Here is a 21,097-nt window from a genome sequence, read left to right as displayed (position 1 = left end):
CCCCTGCTGATCGATCCCTGCGAGATTGGCTCGACCCATTGCATGATGTTCGCCGGATCGGGCGGCTATAAGACGACGACGGCCATCTCCACGCTGCTGACATGGACCGGCTCGGCCATTGTCCTTGACCCCTCGGTGGAGCTGGGGCCGATGCTGCGCCAGGCGCGCGAGGCCATGGGCCACAAGGTCTATATGCTCGATCCCCGCACGGCCCGCGAAATCGGGTTCAATGTGCTGGACTGGATCGATGTGTCCTCCCCTCTCGCGGAAATCGACGTTCAGGCCGTGGTTGAGTGGGTTTGCGGCGATACCAAAGCAGGCGGCGATGAAAACGCTTCCTTCTTCAAGAACAGCGGCAAGGAGCTGGTGACGGCGCTGCTCGCGCATATGCTCTGGGACGAACACCTGGACCCGCACGAAAAGACCTTGCGCGCCGTCCGTGCGGCCATCGTCACGCCCGAAAAGGAGCTGCGGAACGTCCTGGCCCATATTCACAAGAACTCGCAAAGCCGCCTCGCCCGCGATCTCGCCGGTAGCTTGAAGGACATCGTGGATGAGACCTTTAGCGGCATCTACAAGAACGCCACCCAAGACACGGCCTGGCTTTCAACCGCCGCTTATGCGGATCTCGTTTCCGGCAACACGTTCCGGTGCGCTGAGCTGACGCTCGGCAAGGCCACGGTTTTCATCAACATTCCGCTGAAGGCGCTCGATGCCACCCCGGCCGTCGCCCGCGTCATCACCGGCGCCCTGCTGAACGCGGCCTATGAAGCGGATGGCGCGATCGAAGGCCGCGTGTTGTTCCTGCTCGATGAGGCCGCCCGCCTCGGCCCCATGAAAATCCTCGAAACCGCCCGCGACTGCGCCCGGAAATACAAGATCACGCTGTTTCCGTTTTATCAGTCGATCGGCCAGCTTCGCGAGCTGTTCGGCCAGGACGGCCCGGCCAAGTGGTTTGAATCAGTCAGCTGGTATGGCTTCGCCGGCGTCAAAACCAAGGCGGTCGCCGAGGAGCTGGCTACGGCGATCGGCGAATATGGCGTGCTGGCCTGGTCGGAAGGCTCAAACACCGGCAACTCAGCGAAGGGGCTGGAAACAGGCACGCGCTCGACCGGCCAGACCAAAACCTATCATGAGCTGAAACGCCAACTCATCCGGGCTGAGGAAATCATGCACGACATGCGGGATGATGAGCAGATCATCTTCCCAAAATCCGGCCGGCCGCTGCGCTGCGGCCGGGCCATTTATTTCCGGCGACCTGAGATGACAGAGCGCGTCGGCGAAAACCGCTTTGCCGTCAACACAAAATAGCCACGGGCCAAGAACGACGGGGAGGAGGGGGTCAAATTAAATGTCCGTACACGACCCAATGGCGATACTTGACGACGTGGAGTAAAATACGGTTAGCGGACATTCCGAGAGGGCGTCCCTCGTGCTCGGATGGTTATCTTGGCGTAGATCTCTAATAAAATTTTGTTCCGAGATAGGTGCAATGCATTCGCTGCAAATGATACAGAAGCTTCAAAGCCTTGACTTTGACGGCAAGGGGGAGGCGTTCGTCGAATCTCGTTTTTTATCGCCTCTTTTGGAAGCCCTCGGGTACGAAACCCATAGGGATTACGAGGTTGTTCGTCATGGGGACGACGGCTCTGCCTTCAAGCTGCACTATCCCCCGGTTGAAAGCGGCGCACAGCGAGTCAAACACTATCACCCAGACTACATACCAACGATCCGGAAGAAGATGTTCTGGATAATAGAGGCCAAGTCGCCGAAAGATGTGACCTTCCCGTTTGATCAAAAATATCTTGTTCAAGGTTTCCAATACTGTATCCATCCAGAAATACAGGCAAAATACCTGCTGGTGACCACGGGCGCTCATTCGGCAGTGTATGACGCTCATAGTGCCGTGTTTCTTGGACAAGATATCTATCAACCAATCTTGGTATTTCAAGCTTTCGAACTTATCAGCCGATGGGAGGAGATATTTAATCTACTTTCAGTTGAGAAATTGCGCTCTCGGATAGAGAGCGACCTCAAAACAATGTATGATAAACTTTGTCTCTCGAGCCTCGACAAGACTTACCCTAGCCGACTAATTGGGACGATCGGTCTGTCTGCAACTGACAACGCAAGGAAGATTGAGGAAAACGTTCGGAATCTTTCGATCAGTGAAATTTCCCATGCTCGGAAGGCATGGATAGAAGATTTGAAACAGCGAGATACCGCTACCCTGTTCGCCAATATGGACTGCCCTCTGCAGCCTACCGGCTTACAAGTAGAAGGCTACTATTTCGTAGTGAACAGTCTGACCGAAGGGACTTCCCCCCGGGATCTCTTCGAGAAATTGACGAAGGATTTTGAGCAACATAGAATTTTTCGCAAGATGCAAACCCTTATCGCGCTATGTGCGCTTTATCGCCGTACGGATGATGAAGAATTAAAAGCGAGATGTGAAGAGTTTTTTGCTGAACACGCAGATGAAGATTTACCCCTTCTCAACCAAGTTGAGTGCGCAGCTATTCGCCTGAGACGAAAGATAGGGACGGTTGCTTTGTATCCACCTCTTGCCGAACGCCTGCGGCAACAGCTGATGACGGCACCAGAGCTAGTTCGATTTGTTAATCCCCCAAACGTGGCTGGCCAACTTTACGAGTGGGAAATCATCGAAGCCTTCAAAACTTTCGAGGCGGTCAAGGTGCTCAAAGACGAGCAACTTCGGCGAGCCCTCGATGATCTGTTGGAAAAAGAACAGGCAATTGAGCTAGATTTTCAAACTGCTTACATTGCTCTCCCGGATTCGGAAAAATTGATGGATGGTTTCGCAGGATACGGCGCGGGCGGGAAAAACCCTGGTTTTAGAAATATTTTAAGTGTCTGCGGCCTTGAACCGCCATCATGATTGGATCAAATTTTCTTCTGGCCAATCGGTCATGCCCTTTATGGTGGGTCCGATTTTCTATCTATCTGCCGGGGTAGCAGACTGTCGCAAATCCTGAGCGTCTGGGCGAGATAGCGTTGCGGGTCGACGGCATTCAGTTTGCAGGTTTCGATAAGGGAAGCCACCGCTGCCCAATTCTCGGCGCCGTCGTCGTTGCCGGCAAACAGTGCGTTTTTCCGGCTCAAGGCGACCGGGCGCATGCTTCGCTCGATCGTGTTGGAGTCGATCTCGATGCGGCCGTCGTCGAGGAAGCGGACCAGGCCGTCCCAGTGGTTCAAGGTGTAGCCGATTGCCTCCGCGGTCGGGCCGCGGGCGAAGAGCTTCGCGTGTTGCGCCTTCAGCCAGATGCCCAGATCCGCGACCAGCGGAGCGCTGCGGCGCTGTCGGTGCGCGTGGCGCTCGGCCGCGTTCAGTCCCCTGATCTCCGCCTCGATGCGATAGAGCGCGGCGATGCGCTCGAGCGCCTCGGTGGCGATCGGCGCGGCACGGGTCTTGGCAAGATCGTAGAAGCCGCGCCGGACATGGGACCAGCAAAAGGCAAGCGCGCTCGGTCCGGTCCGGCCGGTCGGGTCGGCGAGCTTCTTGTAGCCGGCGTAGCCATCGACCTGCAGGATGCCGCGATAGTCGCCGAGCAGGGCGCGACCATGTACGTGCCCGCGGCCGGGCGCGTAGGTGTAGACCACCGCCGGCGGATCGGTGCCGCCCCAGGGCCGGTCGTCGCGCGCAATCGCCCAGAAGTAGCCGGTCCTGGTGCGTCCGCGCCCGGGATCGAGCACCGGCACCGTCGTCTCGTCGGCAAAGATGTGCGCCGAGGCCAGCATGATCTGCTTCAGTCGCGCCACCACCGGCGCCAGTTCCGCGGCCGCGGTGCCCACCCAGGCGGCCAGCGTCGAGCGATCGACGACCACGCCCTGGCGCGTCCAGATCTGCGCCTGACGATAGAGCGGAAGATGATCGGCGTAGCGGGCGACGAGTACATGCGCGACGGTCGCCTCGGTCGGAATGCCGCCGGCGATCAGCCGTGCCGGTGCCGGCGGCTGCACCACCACGCCCGAACAGGCCCGGCAGGCGAGCTTCGGCCGCCGCGTCACCAATACTCGGAACTGCGCCGGGATGACGTCGAGCCGCTCGGCACGATCCTCGCCGATCACCACCATGGCGGCCTGACAGCACGGGCAGGCGCTCGCCTCGGGCGCCAGATCGACCTCGATCCGTGGCAGATGCGCGGGCAGCTTGCCGCGACCGGCCCGGCGCTTCGCCGCACGCTCGCGACGCAGCGCCGGATCGGTCCGCTCCGCCTCTGCCTCGACCTTGGCGATCGCCGCTTCCGTATCCTCGAGGCCGAGCTGCAGCTGCGCCTCCGGCAGCCGCTCGGACTTCGCGCCATAGTGCAGGCGGCGCAGCGTGCGCAGCAGATGTTCCAACTGCGCGTTACGGACCGTCAGCGTGTCGCGTTCAATGACAACGGCATCCCGCTCGGCGGTAATGGCATCGCGCTCGGCCATCATCGCCAGCACCAGCGCGCGCAGTGCCGCGGCGTCGGTCGGCAAGTCCGGCAGGGTCGGTGCAGCGTCCGTCACGCTCCGATTCTAGGCGACCGCAATCGGCTTGGGAATCCTTCGTGTCGACTGCACGCGCGACCAATCCAACCCGTCGAACAGTGCCGCAAATTCCACCGCCGAAAGGCGCATCACGCCATCCGTCACCGGTGGCCAGCGGAAGCCGCCCTGCGACAACTGCTTCCACACCAGAACCAGACCACTGCCGTCCCAAATCAGCAGCTTGATCCTGTCCGTCCGCTTCGCGCGGAACACCAGTACCGCGCTCGAGAACGGATCCTCGCCCAGCACCTCGGCGGCCAGCGCCGCCAGGCCGTGGGCTCCCTTGCGGAAATCCACGGGACGCATCGCCACCAGCACACGCACCCCCGGCGGGATCGCGATCACGCCGCAGACGCCCTGATCGCCCGCAGCACCTCGGTCAGCAGCGTGCCGTCCGTCTCTACCGGCACCCGCAGCACCGCGCCGGCGAGCCGGATCTCGAGGCATGGTGCCGACCTCGTCCGCTGCGCCGCTTGCCCCACGGAAACCGCACGCCTCTCGTCCGTCTCCGCCAATGGCGCCGCCGGCACGATCGGCACGAACGCCGGCACATGCTCGTCCTGAATGAGCGCCAAGTGCCCTTCGCGGGCCTGCCGACGCCAGCCCCAGATCTGCTGCGGACAAAGCGCCCAGCGCCGCGCAACCTCCGTCACCGTCGCTCCCCCACGAAGCGTCTCGGCAACAATCCGCGCCTTCTCCGCGTCCGACCACCGCCGTCGCCGGCCCGGACCAGTCAAAACCTCAATCCGCCGAAACCCCGCTGCCTTCGCGTCGTCGTTAATTACGTCCATAAAGACCGCTCGATGCCCAAACTCCGCACCGATCCAGCACAAATCATCCCATCACAGGAAGAAGGGTTCCAGCGCTCCGCTTACGCATAAACCTCCACCGAATACATCCCCCGTCGCCTCTCCCTCCATTCCGAAAGAGGCAACTCTACAAGTGGCCGGCTTTTGCCCCGCCACGCAGCAGCATTATGCCGCCGCTACATGGCCTACTTTTCCACCGCCGCGTACAGTGGAGCCAACCCCTAGCAGCCGGTCACGGTCAGCCAGACAGGACAAAACAACCCGCTCCGGGGCTGGGGCCTGCTCGGGCTACGCCCTCACAGCCCCCAGCCCCGGATTCTCACCCTGATTGTCGCAGATTCTCACGCTGATTGTCGCGCGGCAGACGATCGTATCCAGCACCCACATCCGGCGGTCGAGCCGGGGCGCAACCAGCATGATCGCCTCATCCATGCGGCTGTTCATGCCGGCGTGGTCGGCGTCATTCATATGATTCAGGGCGGTGTCGAGCAGCAGCCCTTCGGGCATGCGGCCGGCAAAATCGCGAAGCGCTGCAAGATCCTGCTCGTTCACCCGGCCCATGGCCGCCATCCGCCTGACGATCGAACCGCCCCGCAAGATCGCCCGGCGGAGATACCACATCCGGTCGATGATCACCGCTACTGCGATGACGAAAAGACCAGCGAGCACATAAAGCACACCGTCCGAATAATTTGCGAGATGAACGATATAGTCATAAGACACAGGCATACCTCGTGAAGAATGTATCATATAATTCATATAAACAGAGGCGGATGTTTTCCGCCTCTGTTAATCATTTCAATTATCAACGAAATTTTACATTTAAACTTCCATATGCGGTAAAAGGTGCGCCCGGCTCAGCTAAAAGTTGGCCAGGGACGCCATAGTAGCCACCACCAGAATAATATTCGAACGCATTATATTTATTATTAAGAACATTGAGAAGGTCGACATTAAAATCGATGGCATGAACAAATGTTGTCTTAGGCGTAGCCAAAGCGACCTTCATTCCAAGATTAAGAATGCCGTATCCACCAAGTTTATTTCGCGTTGGTAGTCCTGTATTATTATTATATATATTCTGACTTCCTGTATACTGATACCAAATTCTTGGCTGATAGAGAATATTTGATTTGAAAAATGAATAATAAAGACCGCTATTGAATGTCACCCATGGAACATTTGAAATAGGCAATCCATTATAACTCTGACCGCCAGTTACATAATTAGAGTAGTTTGCGCTTTCAAAGCTGGCATTTGCATATACGTGTATGTTGTATTTTGGGTCGTCTTCAAAGTATATATTGAAACCATGAAACACAGATGATCCCGATGCAAAACGTTTATAATTTTGGTTTGCAATTGGGATGGGAATAATTTGGTTTAGATCATTTAAATGATAATAGTTCGCGCTAAATATGGCATGATGAAGATAGGGGGCATTCGGAATTAATATTTTTATTCCCAATTGATATTGGTTAGACTTTTGTGGCTTTAATGTCGCGGCATCAAAATGTGCATATGTCCCACTAGCTCCGCCAACCCCTTTATAAGCAGTAGAGTAGTTAGCATACAAAGCGATATTTTTGTTAATTTTATAGCTTGCACCTATAGATGGTTCAAATTCAACAAAATTTGTCGACGAATTAGGCCTCCGATCCCCATTGACACCAACAACAGAATCTAGCCCTGTTGTAGTATTGTATGGAAATGTGGCAAGTGAGTTATTAACAAAATCTGTATGCATAGAAACAACGCTCAACCCAGGTGTCAGCCGAATATTTTTATTCGGCCGAATCACATCCTGTGCAAAAGCAGCAAGATCTGTTTCATACAAAAACGAGTTGTGAAAATTATGTGGAATAGCAAGACTATAGTTAACCGGTGTACCGTTAATAAGAACCGGCTGCCCCACATTCGGCCCCGAACTATATACGGCTGGATTGTTTGGATTATAGTAATCTAGAAATGAATTAAATTTGTTATAAACTGCATAACCGCCTATTGATAACGTATTGTATGGTAATTTAAATGTAAAATAAGCTTTATCACCAAACGTTTGGCTGTGAGCATTGTAGTACTGTATTAGTACATTGTTGCTTTGACCATAATTATCATAATGTTCATGTATTCTCTCTCCATATCTGTAAAATAATATGTTGTGAAATGAAGATATTGAATCTAATCTATCAAAAAATTTTGAATATATGAGATATGTTCTTATTGGTATCCTCTTATAATATATAGACTTTGGCAATGTATTATAAAATCCCGTCGTCTGTTGAGAATAAATTGGTCCTGGGTATGGATTCCCTGTTATAGGATTATCGCCATTGATAGTAACTTGCGAATTCGGAGATACTGGGATAGGCACAGGTCTATAAGCAGAAGACCTGGATGCGAATCCTCCAATGCTGATTCGACCACCAGGGAATTTCTTGATTATCTTTGCATAATACGCGTAGTTATTTGATGGATTGTCGAAGCCATAACCGCTTAAATAATTTCCACTTCTGCCGATAGTTCCGGCAAATACGGCTGACCAACCGTCGTGTTCACCAGTATCAAAAGAGAAATTGGTACCGCGCGCGCCGTATGACCCGAAGTAACCACCGATATCAGCCTGCGCCTTGGCTGTTGGTTCAATAGGTACAAAATTTAGGCCACCACCGATGTTATCGTACCAGCGATTAATGGGGTATCCTGGGCCGTAAGTGACAGATACGCCCTTGATAAAAGAAAGATTAGGAATCTCTGAAGCCTGCCAGACACCGTATGCCGGATCGACCATTGGCACACCATCGAAAGTAACCATGACAGTCCCATCGTTGGAATTGCCGGCTATATTCCCCCACCCCGTTTTCATACCATTGATACTGATACCCGCCCTCGGGGAACCACTCGTGCCATCAGCCTCAATGCTTACTCCGGGCGCAACAGCTAGCGCTTGAGCCGCACCGGCAGCCGGCCCCAATGCCTTGATCTGCTTTCTGCCTACCACTTTAATTGATTGAGTCGAGTTGAATATTTCTCTTTTCGTGGGCAATTTTAGTAATGTATTCAATGCCCCTGAGGATGCTGTTACCTCTCCAGCATTTACAACAGTACCACTTCCGGAACTTACAGTCTGTGCGGATGCAGTATGGCTAAAGGGCAACGTCGCCATAGCAGTCGTTCCGAGTAAAAAAAATATATGTTTGTACGACGTTGGTCCCATAAACTTCTTATGACGTCTGTAAATGTAGGGCTCCATGACCTTGTACATTCGGTGTCTCCGTGCAAGTTATGTTTCACATGCAGGAATCTACCTAAAGACTTTCCTGCGCACGGAATCGATATCAAAAAAAACTATGAATTTGATGACAATAAAAAGTCATACATATTACAATGCGAAATAACACATATATTTGATTATTCGATATAGATGCAACAAAACATGAAATATGACATGAAAAGTATCGCCAAGTCGACGCATAATACAGTTATAAACCAAAAATGAAAGGCGATCTGCACGGGCATATGGCCCCGGCAACAGCGCCGATATTTCGGTTCTGTTGCCGATATTCGATCGCCAGTGGTCGCGCTTCGGTATCGGCCGTGTCAGTGCCCTCGCAGGTCACGGCGTCAAATTTTCTGCCCCCCTTTAACGACCACTTTAATACTGGTTCACGTCGATGATGCCCCTGCCATCATCGGTGACACGGCGGCCTCGTCCGTGGTCTCATTGCTCGCAGCCTCCAGACTGAGACCGGCCGGCTCGCGCAGGCATACCGCTGTCAACGCCAGTCCAACCATCGAAAAGACAAAGGTGATGCGCAGCGTGCCATAAAGCCCAAAATCTGTGATCAGGATCGGGAAGATAAATGCGCCGATGAACGCACCCACTTTCGCCACTCCCGCCGAGGCGCCGTGGCCGGTGGTACGTATGTTGACCGGAAAGACCTCGCTGGAGAGCAAGAATGTCGTCGTATTCGGCCCGAATTCGGCGAAAAAATAGGACAGACCATAGACGATCAGGAAGAGTCCGATGGTTGAAATCAGCGCCGGAAACAGTCCGATGATCAGAAACATCAATCCCATGCCCGCAAAGCCGATCAGTTGCAGCCTCTTATGGCCGATCCGATCTACTGTCAGGATCGCGAGGATATAACCGGGCACCGCCGCCACCGCGAAGATAATCAGGCTCATTGCCGTGCTGGTCAGTAGGCTTGCATGCGGCGCGATCTGCTGCATGATCATAGGGGTCGAAATCGTGTTGCCATAATAGGCATAGTCGAACACGAACCACGCGCCGGCGGTCCCCAGGAAAGTAAGCAAATAGCGGCTGAATGGCTGCTTCACCACCTTGTCGCGCCCTGCGGACGTCGCAGTTCCCAAGCTGAACGAAGCGAGTTCTCGCGCAGCGCGCGTACCGTCGCCTTTCACCCTGGCAAGCCATCGCGGGCTTTCCGGCAGGGTGCGTCGAATATAGATCACCATTGCTGCCGGTAGAGCGCCCAGGCCGAGCATGATGCGCCATGCGATGTCGTGATCGATGCCGGCGGCTAGCAGAGTGAGCGCGATCGCCGGACCAACCACTAGGCCGGCTGCCTGGGTGGAAAACACGAGGCTGACCATGCGGCCGCGTGATTTCGTGTTGGAATACTCGCTCATCAAAACGGCGGAAAGCGGATAGTCACCACCGATTCCGAATCCGAGGATCACTCGAGCAATCAAAAGAATGGCGACATTGGGGGCGAACGCCGAGAGGAGAGCGCCCACCGTCATCAAGAGAGCTTCAAGGCCATAGATCGACTTACGACCAAAAATATCCGCAGTACGCCCGAATACGAAGGCGCCAACAAAGGTGGCGGCCAGCGAAATCGAGCCGATCAGCGCGACCGATCCGGGCGACAAATGCCATTCACCCTTTATCAAGGTCAGAGCAGTGCCGATGATGAACAGATCGTAGGCTGAGGCAAAAAATCCCATTCCCGCCGCAAAAATAGCTCGCAAATGGAACGGACTGAATACGACCTGGTTGAGCGCCTCGGAGACGGTATTTTCTACGGACGGAAGTGATGCTGCTGATGTCGATGTCGACATGGAAGGCTCCTCGTCCTGGGTAAGTCCTGAATGGGCATCCGACCTAGGCTAATCGAGGAAACCACCTAGAGGCTATGCGAGCCGCCGTGTGTTACGTTTCAATTACGGAGACCAACATCGAGTAACGTTCCGGTGATGCGCTTGATACTATTGTCCCGATTCCGATTGGTATCCCTGACTTGATTATGCTGTTGTCTTGAGAATGCATGGGGTTAGGCGACGATCAAACAATCTGATATCTTCATTTCTGCCCCCTCATCCCGCCAGCCACTCCCTGAGCTTCGACCACCGGCGCCGGCCCGAGACATTCCGCACGGCGATGGCGACAGCACGCCGACTGCCGACCAGAACGACAAGTCGCCGACCGCGCGTGATGCCGGTGTAGAGCAGGTTCCGCTGCAGCATCACGTAGTGCTGGGTCAGCACCGGAATGACGACGGCAGGGTATTCAGAGCCCTGGGACTTATGGATCGTCGCCGCATAGGCCGGCACCAGCGCGTCCAGCTCGCCGAGGCCGTAGACCACCTCCCGTCCGTCGAAGCCGACGGCGATCTCACCAGCCTCCGCCTCTACCCGGGCGATAAAGCCGATATCGCCGTTGTAGACCTCTCGATCGTAGTCGTTCTCGATCTGCATGACCTTGTCGCCGGGGGCGTAGGTCCAGCCGAATCTCTCGACCCGCGGCTCCGCCGCGCCATTCAGCGCGGCCTGCAGGGTGATGTTGAGTGACCGTGCGCCGACCCCGCCTCGGGCCATCGGACAGAGCACCTGGATGTCGCGAATCGGATCCAGTCCGAACCGGCGCGGAATCCGCGTCTTCACCAGCTCAACAATCCGCTCGACCGCCGCCTCCGCCTCGTCGGCCGCCACGAAATGGAAATCGCTCTCGGGATCGGCGCGGCCGAGATCGGGGATCTCTCCTCGATTGACGCTATGCGCCACGGTGATGATCCGGCTCGCCGCGGCCTGGCGGAAGATCTCTGCCAGCCGCACCACCGGTATCGCGCCAGACCCGATCAGGTCCGCGAGCACCTGCCCCGGTCCCACCGAGGGAAGCTGGTCGACATCTCCCACCACCAGCAGCGCCGCCTCGTCGGGGATCGCCCTGGTCAGCGCATGCATCAACGGCACGTCCACCATCGAGGTCTCGTCGATCACCAGCAGGTCGCATTCCAGCGGATGGTCGACGCCGCGGCGGAAACCGCCGCTCGCAGGATCTACCTCGAGCAGGCGGTGGATCGTCTTCGCCTCGACCCCCGTCGTCTCGGCAAGGCGCTTGGCTGCCCGGCCGGTCGGCGCGGCGAGCAGAATGCGGACGGATTTCGCAGCGAGGATCCGCAGGATCGCCCGGACGATCGTGGTCTTGCCGACACCCGGTCCGCCAGTGATCACCAGCAGCTTCGAGGTCAGCGCCAGCCGCACCGCCTCACTCTGGCTCATCGCCAGATTCATGCCGAGATGGCTTTCCACCCAACCGATCGCCTTGTCGGCATCGATCGATGGCCAGGGCGTTTCACCGGAGGCAATGGTCCGCAGCCGCTCGGCGATACCCTGCTCCGCCCGATACAAGCCGGCCAGGAACACACAATCGGTGCCCGCCACCTGATCGGCGATCACCGTGCCCTCTGCCAGTTCGAGGTCGAGTGCCGTCCCGATCAGCGGCGCCGGCACCTCGAGCAGCGCTTCGGCGAGCGAGACCAGTTCGCCAGCCGGCAGGCCACAATGGCCATCATCCATTGCCGTCGCCAGAGCATGTCCGATGCCGGCACGCACCCGGATCATCGCATCCCTGGCGATGCCAAGCTTCTCCGCGATCGCATCCGCTGTCCGGAAACCGATCCCCCTGATGTCCCGCGCCAGCCGATAAGGGTTCTCGCTCATCACCTGCACCGCGTCGGCGCCGTAGGTCTTGAAGATCCGCACGGCGCGGGCCGTGCTCACCCCATGGCTGTGCAGGAACACCATGATCTCCCGCACCACCTTCTGCTCGGCCCAGGCATTGACGATCCGCCCGGCCCGCACCGCGCCGATACCCGGCACCTCGCGCAGGCGCTCGGGCTTTGCCTCGATCACGTCGAACACCGTCTCGCCGAAGGCCCGGATCAGTTTCTTCGCATAGACCGGGCCGATGCCGCGGATCATGCCGGAGGCCAGATAGCGCTCGATCCCCTCGGCCGTGGTCGGCGCCGATGTCCGCAGGAACCTCGACCGGAATTGCTGGCCATGAACCCGGTCGTTCACCCATTCACCGCTCGCGGTCAGCCACTCACCAGCGCTGATCGTCGCGGCATGCCCGATGACTGTAACGAGATCACGGTGTCCCCGGGCCTTCACCCGCAGCACGCAAAAACCGTTCTCGGCATTGTGGAATGTCACCCGCTCAACCAGGCCCGCGAGGACCTCGCGATCGGGTGTCTGAGCAGGGGCAGTGGAAATAGAATGGTTCCCCATCACCCCATGCGACGCTGTCTTCCGGCGCCGGTCAAGTCAGTCGCAGGCGCGTCTGCTTACGCGGCGCGGCTCCAAGGAGGGGGGCAAAAAAATGGCGGCCATTGAGGCCGCCAAGTTTAGGGAGGAAACGTCCAAAAAGGCGAGGCAGTGCCTCGCGCAGGACCGATATAGCGCCGCAGGACGCAGTTGTCTTATATATTTTGTGCAGTGCAGCATTGTTGCCTGTCATGACCCGGAGCAACGGGGTAGAATTCCTGGCACCGATTATGGAATTGGCCGTGCCAGAGAGCAGCAGGGACGATAGCAGTTCCTCAAGGAACTGGATCCAAAACCCTACCGCCCGCGGCCACGCTTGCGGCTTTCCTGTTCAACCGGACGTTCCTCGGCTTGGCGCTGCGCCTGGCGGCGATGCCCCTCCAGCGCTTTCTGTAGGCGGGCGCGAGCACTCCGGTGAGCAGCCTCGATTAACGGCCGCGCCCGCTCCCACCCCGCCGCCACGGCTGCCCTTACGGCCGGAGCCGCCCGCTCGATGCGGGCCAGCGCCTGCCCCTTATCCTCGGCAGCGCGCGCCATGGTTTCGGTCAAGCGGCTTTGCGCGCCGGCCCGGGCCTGGCTGCGCGCAAAACGCTGGGACAGGTCAGAGGGTAAGCCGGCGGCCTCGCGTTTCTCGTCGGCCGCCAGCCCTTTGAGGAAGGCGCGGGCAGCATTGCGGCGGGCCTCCTCGCCGATCTTCACCAGATCGAGCGCATTGGTCTTTTCCGGCTGGCGCGCGATGTTCCGCGTCCAGTTCGTCCAGATGTCGTGCTCGCGGATCGGACGCGGATCTCCAAGCGGCCGGCGGCCCGCGATCTCCTGACGCTCGGCGCCTTCCGAGGTCAGCCAGTAATCCCGCTCCCGGTGCCGCGACCCGGACACATAGGTCTTGAAGCCGTCCGTGGTCTGCGAGCCGCCCGGGGTTACAAAGATATGCTCGGTCGTGGTGATTCCCTGGGCGGTGTTGGTGGTCATGGCATAGCCATAGGCCAGCCGCATCCGGCCGGTTTCCTTGTCGGCCAGCGTGTCCCACTTCACAAAGCCCTCGCGGCCATGGTCGTTCCGCAGCACCAGGCCTTCGTCGCGGATGCTGGTGATTTCGAGGATCGAGCCGTTATCCCCGATCGCGCCCTTGCTGCCGTCCAGCATCGCCGCATTGGTCCGGGCGAAGAGCCGGATTTTTTCGCCGATGGCGATCGGCATCGCGTAGTGCTCGCCGGTATTCTTGTCGATCGCTGCCAGCGTCATGCGGCTCTGCCCCAGCTCGCCAGAGGCCAGCAGCCGTTGCCGGATTGCCTCGCCGATCGCGCGCGCATCCTGATTGGTCGGTGTGCTGATCGAAAGCGTAAAGCGCGGCCGGTCGGCGTTCGCTTTCCGGCGCTCATCCCAGAGTTCGGCGGCCCGCGCGATCACCTCGCTATGCCCGCCGGCGACGATCTCGGCCGTGCCGTCCTGCCGCTTCATGTCCAGCGCCTTGCCAACAGCCTCGGCACCGCCTTGGCGCAGCAAGCCCGCGATTTCGCGCGCCCGTTCGTTGGTTTGGCGCACGGTGCTTTCGATCGACGGCACCTTGCCCAGCCCTTTTGCGAGAAGGCCGATCACCTGGCCCGCCTCGATCGACTGGCATTGCTTCGGATCACCGATCGCCACCATGCGGAACCCGTGCCGCTCCTGGAGCCGCAACAGATCGAGCATCTGGCGCGTGCCGATCGTGCCCAGCTCATCGATCACCACGACGCTGCGGTGGGACAAATCCAGCCGGCCGCTCTCCACCCGGTTAATGAACACCGACACGGCCGCGATCGTGTCACGCCCGCCGGTCTCGGCCTCGGTATTCAGCCCGGCCTCGCGCAGCTCGCGCGCCTGGCGCCAGCCGAGGCTGATGCCGTGAATGTCCGCACCCTGGTCACGCCACGCCGCCACCAGCGGCTTCAACAGCGTGGTCTTGCCAGCACCGGCCGCACCGATCCCCACCGCGAACCGGCCGCCCATGCCGAGATGATCGATCATCCGGCGCTGGGCAGCGCCATGCGCGCCGGTGAAGCTCAGCCCGCTCGCCTCGATCCCGCGCTTGATCTGTACCGGGTTGAGCGTGCCGCGCCGATCCCGGCCCGCCTGTCCCGCCAGCTCGACCAGCGCGCTCTCCTGCTCGACATGGGCGCGCGTCGTCAGCCTGGTTATGGTGATCGTCACATCCGGGTTGTCCGGGTCATCCCGCTCGGTCTCGACCGCGATGATCTGCGTGCGCGCGGACTCACCATTGCCGCCAGCACCGCCCGTTTCGACAACACCGCGCGCCCGCAACCGCGCGATCACCTGATCAACATCACCGCCATCCTTGATCCCGGCCGCCACCAGGCCACGCGCTGCGGCAACGCGCTCATCCTCGGCCTTGATGACCGCCCGCCGGGCAAACTGCTCGCCCAGCACGCGCGAAGCCGCCTCATAGGCCAGATCAAGCCGGGCCGCTTCGGTCAGTTTCTCCGCTGGCACTGCGTCCTGCAGAACGCTCTTGTGCTGATAGCCGCGATCCTCCGCCTGGCGCCGCCAGCTCGCAAAATCGCTCAGATCATCGGCCTTGGCACTGCGGCTCGCAAAGGCACCGCCTTTCAGCAGCTTGATTCGTTCGTCGCCGGTCATGCGGTCCCAATCCGCCCCCAGCGAGGCGGCATAGGCTTTCGCGTCGGAGAGGGCATCGCGGGTCCGCTTACTGAACGCCGCCCTGATCTCCTCTGGCACGGCGCTGAGCCGCGCCGCGCCGGTGGTTCGGTCCAGCTCTATACTCGCGCCGGCCCGCCGGAGATTCTGGGCGAGATGAGCCTGGTAGATCGCTCCCCATTCATGAATGCGGCCGTGCATCTGCAACGTGTTAAGGGACACAACCCGGCCGCTCTCAGTGACGATGACATTCGGCACCGCGACATGCGTATGAAGCTGCGGATCGCCGGCCACTTTCACCGAGACGATCTCGGTTTCCGTGCGGCCATCCGCTGTCTGCCGGGCGATTTCGATTGTGGGCCGGGCCGTATAGTGGTCAAAGGTGATCCACCCGATACGGCCCTGCTCGGTGCCTTCCTTGCCGCCTTTGCCCTTCCGGGCCTGGCCAATGACCTGCTCGATCTCGGCCATGGTCGCGGCCACCGCATCCTTGTGCGCCTGGGCCAGCTGGTTGCGCTCCGCCTCGGTCGGCGCGAAGGCCCAGGCTAGCGACACCGACTTGTCGGCCGAGAAGGTAAAATCAACGTAGCCGATCGGGGTTTTCGAGCGGTTCACCGCGTTCCGCCAATCGGCCGCATCCAGCGCCGCTCCATCAGCCCGTTTGCCATCAAGGATGTTGGCCCGCTCGGTCTCGGAAAGGCCGCGTCCGTCTTTGGCGCCGAGTGCCTTGTAGAGCCGCACAAGCTCGGGATGAGGCGCGGGCTGTCTTGGTTCGGTCTCGTGGGCGGGCGGGCCATCTGGCGCCGCGCTAGGAGAGGTAGGCGCCAGCTTCGCCTCGATCCGCGCCCGGTCGGCAGCGCTCGACGCCTGGGCCGTCGCCAGCGCCCGCCGCAAGCCGGCGGCGCCGCCTTCGCGCAAGGCATCGGCCCAATCGGCGCCCTTTGCTCCGCCCGCAACATCAGCCGGCGGTTCAAGATAGACCGCCTCGCCGCCATTGGCCTCGATCAAGGCCGCGGCCTTGGCGGCCGCCTTCTGCCCGGCCTCGCCAACATCACGGCCATTATGGAGGCGGGCATTATCGCGATCGGCCAGCAGCGCAACCGGCGTCGAGCCGCTGAACTGCCCGGCCCAGGCCACCAGGCCGCCAGCATTGTAGCCGACAACACCAGCCTGCCGCGTTGCCTGCACCACACTCGCGACGGTCTCGAACCCTTCACCGGCAACCCGGGCCTGGTCATGGCCACCAATCGGCACCGCCGCGCCAGCAGGCGGATGCAGCAGCCAGGCGCCCGAGGCCCCCAGCATCCGGCGGCCGATTTTTGCTCCGCCCTCGGTCAGATAGGTGCGCTGCACGCCCGTCAGCCGCACCAGGCCATCCTCATCCTGGCCGAACATCGGCGTCAGCATCACCACCGCCGCACCGGCCGCCAACTCCGCTGCGTCATAGTTCGGATGCGGCCGGACCAGCCGCACATGGCTCATCAACCAATCAGGATCGAGACCGCGCCCGCTGAGATAGGCCCGGGCTGACGCCCGCAGGACCGCGGCCTCGTCCACGCGCGCCGCATGCGCCGCGCGCTGCTGCAATTTCTGCCCCACCGCCCCGTGCAAACGCGGCGCGCGCAGCTCGCCCGTGCCCGGAATCGCCTCATCCCAGAGCTTCCCGGCAATGCTCTTGCGAAAGGTGTTGCGCCGTATCTCGGCAGTACGCGCCGCCTTGGCCGCCTCGGGATCCAGCTCGACCGCCTCGGCTTTGACGCCCAGCCGGCGCACCAGGCTCTCGAACCGTCCGCCTTCGCTGGCGGCAAAGTCGGTCCATTGGCCAGTGGTGGCGTTGACCGAGACCGTCCAGCTTTCTCCTCCGCGCCAGGTCGCTTGCAGGCGCAACCGGCCGCCGCTGGTCCGGTAAGGCACACCGGCGGCATCAAGCGCCGCCGCAACATCGATCGCCCGTGGTTCCGCTGGCCGCTCCTCGGCCGCCGGGCCACGCGGCGGCACCGCCGGTTCACCGCCCCGCGCAACATCCGCGCGCCAGTCAGCCGACAACTCCGCATCCCGATCATACGCGGCTGCCTCGTCCATCGGGGGCGGTGCAAAATCATCCGGCCAGGGCGGCGGGCCGTCTGGCGCGTGCCCCAGCTCGCCAAGCACCGCCGCTTCGGCGGCAAGGGCCGCGTCGCGATCCTCCGCCTCGTTCACCTCAACAGCCTTTGGCGCTGCGGTCTGCGGATTGGTCGAAAGGGGCGCCTCCACGGGCGCGGCTGGCAGATCAAGTCCGTCAGCCCGTTTGCCGGCCAGCAGGCTTTCCAGCTCCGCGCGGGTCGGCAACCGCATCGGATCAAGCCCGAATACCTCGGCAAGCGGCGTCACCGCGCGCTGATACTGTTTGCCCGCGATCTTATCGCCATCCGCCCGGTTGCCCGCCAGCAGCTCGGCAATCTCGTCACGAGTCAGCGGGCGCGACGTGTCGATCCCCAGCGCGGCGGCAACGGTGGGGTGCATATCCCGGCGGGGCTCGGGAATGGTGCCAGGGCGGGCCGCATCCGTCGCGGTGGCCGCCGCGTTATCTTCCGCCGCGGCCGTGCCGGGCTGCCAAAGCCCGCCCTCGACCGTCATGCCGCGCTGATAATACGCCGCCATGTCCTGCTCGAACCCCGGCAGCGTCATGGTCATCAGGTGATCCGCCATCTTCCCGGCGGCACCGGATGAGGTGGAGGCCGCACCGGCGCGGAACGTCAGCACGTCTCTCCGCCCGCCTCGGACTGCGATCCGTCGTCACCCGGCTCGAGCGCCGTCGCCAGGCCACGCATCACCCCGGCCTCAACCTCCGCCCCCAACCCGTCCAGCGTCGTGCCGATTTGCAGGAGCGCGGTGGTCTGGTCGCTTAGCGCGCCGGCGATTCGCGCCAAGGCTTCCTCAAGCGGGCTTTCCTCCGAAGGGGTCGCCAGCTCGATCAGCCGCGCCAGCATTTGGCTGTGCGTGTTCTGCGTTTCGATCATCAGCCGCATCGCCTGGATGACGGCATCGAGGCGGTCATCTTTCGGGGGCGGCGGGGCGGTTTCGGGCTCGGGCATCGGGCGGAACTCCTGCCGTCACCGTAGCCCCATTGTCACTTGCGCCGCAAGCTCCATAGGTGCAATGGTCTGTAACTCCTCTTCTGAACTTTCCGCTCGCATCGTGGCGGGGATTTGGCGGGCTTTATGGCGCGTATTTGCTGTGATTATGCCGTGAATTTGCATTTTATTTGCCGCGAAAATGGCGGTTGTTATGAAGTGAATCTGCTGAGGTTGTGCTGCGTTCTATTGACGTGCAGAGGTTGAAATCGGTAGGGTTCTCCATGCCCGCGCCTGATCTCGACATTGAAAAGCTCGGTGCGGCGATGGCTTCCGGCCTTCGTCGGCGCTCCCCGTTGATGGTCTGGTTTATCGAGCACCACGACGAATTTGCCGCCCTCCTCGACAAGCATGGAGCGCATTGGAAGGGGTTGGCGGAGCACTTCGCGGCGGCCGGGCTGGTCTCGCGCACGGGCCAGCCGCTCACGCCGCGCACCGTCGAAAACTATTGGCTGCGGGCGCGGCGCCTGGTCGCCAAGCAACGGGCCGAAGGGCGCCCGGTTACGGCGGCCCCAGCCAGCACGCCGGCGGCCGAACCGAAATTCAAACCCTTCACCTTGAGAAGCGAGGGGCGCGGTGTTTCCCCTGCGGAACGCCAGGCCCTCGGCGATCCCACCGCACCAGCTGACCAGGCGGCCCAGCCGGTGCCCAAGTTTCAACGATCATGGATGAGAAATGAGGGCCGGGGCGTTTCCGCTGCGGAACGCCGCGCCCTTGGTGATCCAACCGCCCCGGCCGATCCTGACGATCCAAAATGGAGAGGCGACAAATCCCGATAGGAGAATTTGATGACTGAGGCCCCCTCATCAGAAAAGAAGCCCACCGGCGCGGAAACACCCGCAACCCCCGTATTCCGCCCCGGCAGCTCGACCGCCGGGCTCAAGCCTGCGGAAATCAAACCGCTGCTGACCAGCGAGCAATCCAGCATCGAACCCGTCGCCCAGGGCCTCGATCTCGCCGATCGCCCCAAGATCATCCTGACGGCCGGCCGGGGCAAAACCGGCAAAACCACCTTCCTGCGCTGGATCGTGGAGATGGCGCAGCGGGACGGGAAAGCGCCGCTCCTGGCTGACATTGACCCCACCAACGCGACGTTCTCGACCTATTTCGGCGGGGTCGCTCGGCCGGACACCTTCAACCAGGCCGCCGTTCGCGACTGGCTCCAGGACTTCATGGAGTTCGCCATCGCCGAAAAACAAACCGCCATCATCGATCTCGGGGGTGGCGATACGATCCTCCGCACCATAGCCGGAGAAATGCCCGGCTTCGATGCAATGATCGAGGAGGCGGGCATGGCCGTGGTGATGTTCTACCTCGCCGGCCCGCATCCCGAGGATTTAACCCCTGCGGCCACGCTCGGCGCCTTGGGCTTCAAGCCCCGCGCGCGGGCCTTCGTGCTCAATGAAGGTATGGCTCCAGCCGGACAATCCCGCGACCAGGCATTCAGCCGCGTGATCTCCTCCAACGTCTATCGCGATGAAACGGCGGACGGCGCGCTCACCCTCTGGATGCCGCGCCTGCACGCGGCCGAGGCGGTCGAGGCGCGCACCGCGAGTTTCATCGCTGCACGGGACGGTCAGACAGAACCGCCGCTCGGGGTGTTCAACCGCTCGCGGGTGGGCCACTGGCTCAAGGCTATGGATGAGCAATTCGCCGGCGTGAAATCTTGGATGCCATGAGCGAGGCTGTCGATCAGGACGGAGCAGAAGCCGCGATCCGCGCTGCGCAAGCGGAGCTGGATCGGGCCGAACAGCTGGCCCGGCTCGACAATGACCCCACCGCGCAAACGCTCCACGCGCTCCGGGTGTTTTTAGACTCGACCGCCGCCATTGCCGCCGATCAGCGGCGCGCCATGGCTGAACACCGCTTGCATGTCGATCGGGATTTTAGCGCCGTGCGCCAGGCGCGGGATGGCTTGGCGCAAACCATCGATCAAGCCTTTCATGCCGCAAAGGCGCAGGCCGAAGCGGCGCATGCGGATCTCTCGCGCCAGTTTGTGGCCTCGTTTGCGAAAGAGGCAGAAAAGCGCCTCAAGTCCATGTCGCGATGGGTATGGTGGCGAACGCTCGCCTCGGGCTCGGCACTGGCGATCGTGATCCTCGCGCTCGGCTATGGCCTGGGCTACTGGCGCGGCAACGCGGCCGGGTACAGCCAGGCCGCCGGCACCATTCACGCTGCCGGGGCCGTTGAGCAATCCGTCCTCGGCTCGCAAGGCCCGGCTGGCTTGGCGCAATGGCACCAACTCATGCGCGACAACGCCATCCTCGACACGATGAAAACCGACTGCACCGGCAAGAACGTGGCGCATCAGGATGGCCGCACGGCTTGCCATCTCTGGCTTTGGACAACGCCGAATGTCGCACCGGCCGCTATTGCGGCCATGCGCATGAAAGCGAGACAATGAGCAGG

14 protein-coding genes are annotated in these 21,097 nt (G+C 60.5%); 5 read left to right on the top strand and 9 right to left on the bottom strand.

Features of this window, described 5'->3' with window-relative positions:
• Together RT91_RS02070 and RT91_RS21255 are read left to right on the top strand one after the other, a co-directional pair.
• On the top strand, nucleotides 1-1,311 hold a 1,311-nt coding region (locus tag RT91_RS02070), incomplete at its 5' end, for a type IV secretory system conjugative DNA transfer family protein (RefSeq protein ID WP_035185475.1).
• 181 nt (nucleotides 1,312-1,492) lie between these two features.
• The gene (locus tag RT91_RS21255; protein ID WP_152982770.1) at nucleotides 1,493-2,899 is read left to right on the top strand and encodes a hypothetical protein; all 1,407 of its coding nucleotides are present in this window, start codon (nucleotides 1,493-1,495) and stop codon (nucleotides 2,897-2,899) included.
• A 38-nt stretch (nucleotides 2,900-2,937) separates the two neighbouring features.
• On the opposite strand, the gene tnpC is transcribed toward RT91_RS21255, so the two are convergent.
• The 9 genes from tnpC to RT91_RS02025 form a co-directional block, all read right to left on the bottom strand.
• Nucleotides 2,938-4,446 (bottom strand): IS66 family transposase, encoded by a 1,509-nt coding sequence (gene tnpC / locus RT91_RS02060; RefSeq protein ID WP_082468510.1) that lies wholly within the window; start codon nucleotides 4,444-4,446, stop codon nucleotides 2,938-2,940.
• An 81-nt stretch (nucleotides 4,447-4,527) separates the two neighbouring features.
• A complete protein-coding gene (gene tnpB / locus RT91_RS02055; protein WP_035185464.1) occupies nucleotides 4,528-4,884 on the bottom strand; it encodes an IS66 family insertion sequence element accessory protein TnpB in 357 nt (118 codons plus the stop codon).
• On the bottom strand, nucleotides 4,881-5,330 hold the full coding sequence (gene tnpA / locus RT91_RS02050; protein ID WP_035185462.1) for an IS66-like element accessory protein TnpA: 450 nt from the start codon (nucleotides 5,328-5,330) through the stop codon (nucleotides 4,881-4,883). Before tnpA ends, tnpB begins: the two co-directional genes overlap by 4 nt.
• A 306-nt stretch (nucleotides 5,331-5,636) precedes the next feature.
• A complete protein-coding gene (locus RT91_RS02045) occupies nucleotides 5,637-6,077 on the bottom strand; it encodes a MotA/TolQ/ExbB proton channel family protein (RefSeq protein WP_240314152.1) in 441 nt (146 codons plus the stop codon).
• Between the two features lie 76 nt (nucleotides 6,078-6,153).
• The gene (locus tag RT91_RS20085; protein WP_240314151.1) at nucleotides 6,154-8,514 is read right to left on the bottom strand and encodes a TonB-dependent receptor; all 2,361 of its coding nucleotides are present in this window, start codon (nucleotides 8,512-8,514) and stop codon (nucleotides 6,154-6,156) included.
• 500 nt (nucleotides 8,515-9,014) lie between these two features.
• Nucleotides 9,015-10,433, bottom strand: coding sequence for an MFS transporter (locus tag RT91_RS02040; RefSeq protein ID WP_035185460.1), 1,419 nt, complete (start codon nucleotides 10,431-10,433; stop codon nucleotides 9,015-9,017).
• A 255-nt stretch (nucleotides 10,434-10,688) separates the two neighbouring features.
• Complete coding sequence (locus RT91_RS02035; RefSeq protein ID WP_035185458.1) at nucleotides 10,689-12,884, bottom strand: ATP-dependent RecD-like DNA helicase; 2,196 nt, start codon at nucleotides 12,882-12,884, stop codon at nucleotides 10,689-10,691.
• Nucleotides 12,885-13,217: 333 nt separating this feature from the next.
• The gene (mobF, locus tag RT91_RS02030) at nucleotides 13,218-18,191 is read right to left on the bottom strand and encodes a MobF family relaxase (RefSeq protein ID WP_240314150.1); all 4,974 of its coding nucleotides are present in this window, start codon (nucleotides 18,189-18,191) and stop codon (nucleotides 13,218-13,220) included.
• 119 nt (nucleotides 18,192-18,310) lie between these two features.
• Nucleotides 18,311-18,649 carry a hypothetical protein gene (locus RT91_RS02025; protein WP_035185455.1) on the bottom strand — a complete coding sequence of 113 codons (339 nt, stop codon included), beginning with the start codon at nucleotides 18,647-18,649 and terminating at the stop codon, nucleotides 18,311-18,313.
• Nucleotides 18,650-18,912: 263 nt separating this feature from the next.
• Here RT91_RS02025 and RT91_RS02020 point away from each other — a divergent pair, with 263 nt between their 5' ends.
• From RT91_RS02020 to RT91_RS02010, 3 genes are read left to right on the top strand one after another with little or no spacing between them, the layout of a single operon-like run.
• Nucleotides 18,913-19,467, top strand: a complete 555-nt coding sequence (locus tag RT91_RS02020; protein ID WP_051788121.1) for a hypothetical protein — start codon at nucleotides 18,913-18,915, stop codon at nucleotides 19,465-19,467.
• Nucleotides 19,468-19,476: 9 nt separating this feature from the next.
• Nucleotides 19,477-20,367: a hypothetical protein gene (locus RT91_RS02015; RefSeq protein WP_035185451.1), complete on the top strand. Its 891-nt coding sequence runs from the start codon at nucleotides 19,477-19,479 to the stop codon at nucleotides 20,365-20,367.
• Nucleotides 20,364-21,092, top strand: a complete 729-nt coding sequence (locus RT91_RS02010) for a hypothetical protein (protein WP_240314149.1) — start codon at nucleotides 20,364-20,366, stop codon at nucleotides 21,090-21,092. Before RT91_RS02015 ends, RT91_RS02010 begins: the two co-directional genes overlap by 4 nt.
• Nucleotides 21,093-21,097 lie beyond the last annotated feature (5 nt).

Origin of the sequence: Acidiphilium sp. JA12-A1, from assembly GCF_000724705.2 — a bacterium.
GTDB classification, from domain to species: domain Bacteria; phylum Pseudomonadota; class Alphaproteobacteria; order Acetobacterales; family Acetobacteraceae; genus Acidiphilium; species Acidiphilium multivorum.
This window is presented reverse-complemented; position numbering and strand designations above follow the sequence as displayed.

What these genes read in the sequence shown, in the direction of transcription:
- RT91_RS21255 (WP_152982770.1), top strand. Translation starts at nt 1,493, where the DNA reads ATGCATTCGCTGCAAATGATACAGAAGCTTCAAAGCCTTGACTTTGAC.
- tnpC (WP_082468510.1), bottom strand. Translation starts at nt 4,446, where the DNA reads ATGATGGCCGAGCGCGATGCCATTACCGCCGAGCGGGATGCCGTTGTC.
- tnpA (WP_035185462.1), bottom strand. Translation starts at nt 5,330, where the DNA reads ATGGACGTAATTAACGACGACGCGAAGGCAGCGGGGTTTCGGCGGATT.
- RT91_RS02045 (WP_240314152.1), bottom strand. Translation starts at nt 6,077, where the DNA reads ATGCCTGTGTCTTATGACTATATCGTTCATCTCGCAAATTATTCGGAC.
- RT91_RS20085 (WP_240314151.1), bottom strand. Translation starts at nt 8,514, where the DNA reads ATGGCGACGTTGCCCTTTAGCCATACTGCATCCGCACAGACTGTAAGT.
- RT91_RS02040 (WP_035185460.1), bottom strand. Translation starts at nt 10,433, where the DNA reads ATGTCGACATCGACATCAGCAGCATCACTTCCGTCCGTAGAAAATACC.
- RT91_RS02035 (WP_035185458.1), bottom strand. Translation starts at nt 12,884, where the DNA reads ATGGGGAACCATTCTATTTCCACTGCCCCTGCTCAGACACCCGATCGC.
- mobF (WP_240314150.1), bottom strand. Translation starts at nt 18,191, where the DNA reads ATGACGGTCGAGGGCGGGCTTTGGCAGCCCGGCACGGCCGCGGCGGAA.
- RT91_RS02025 (WP_035185455.1), bottom strand. Translation starts at nt 18,649, where the DNA reads ATGCCCGAGCCCGAAACCGCCCCGCCGCCCCCGAAAGATGACCGCCTC.
- RT91_RS02020 (WP_051788121.1), top strand. Translation starts at nt 18,913, where the DNA reads ATGCCCGCGCCTGATCTCGACATTGAAAAGCTCGGTGCGGCGATGGCT.
- RT91_RS02015 (WP_035185451.1), top strand. Translation starts at nt 19,477, where the DNA reads ATGACTGAGGCCCCCTCATCAGAAAAGAAGCCCACCGGCGCGGAAACA.
- RT91_RS02010 (WP_240314149.1), top strand. Translation starts at nt 20,364, where the DNA reads ATGAGCGAGGCTGTCGATCAGGACGGAGCAGAAGCCGCGATCCGCGCT.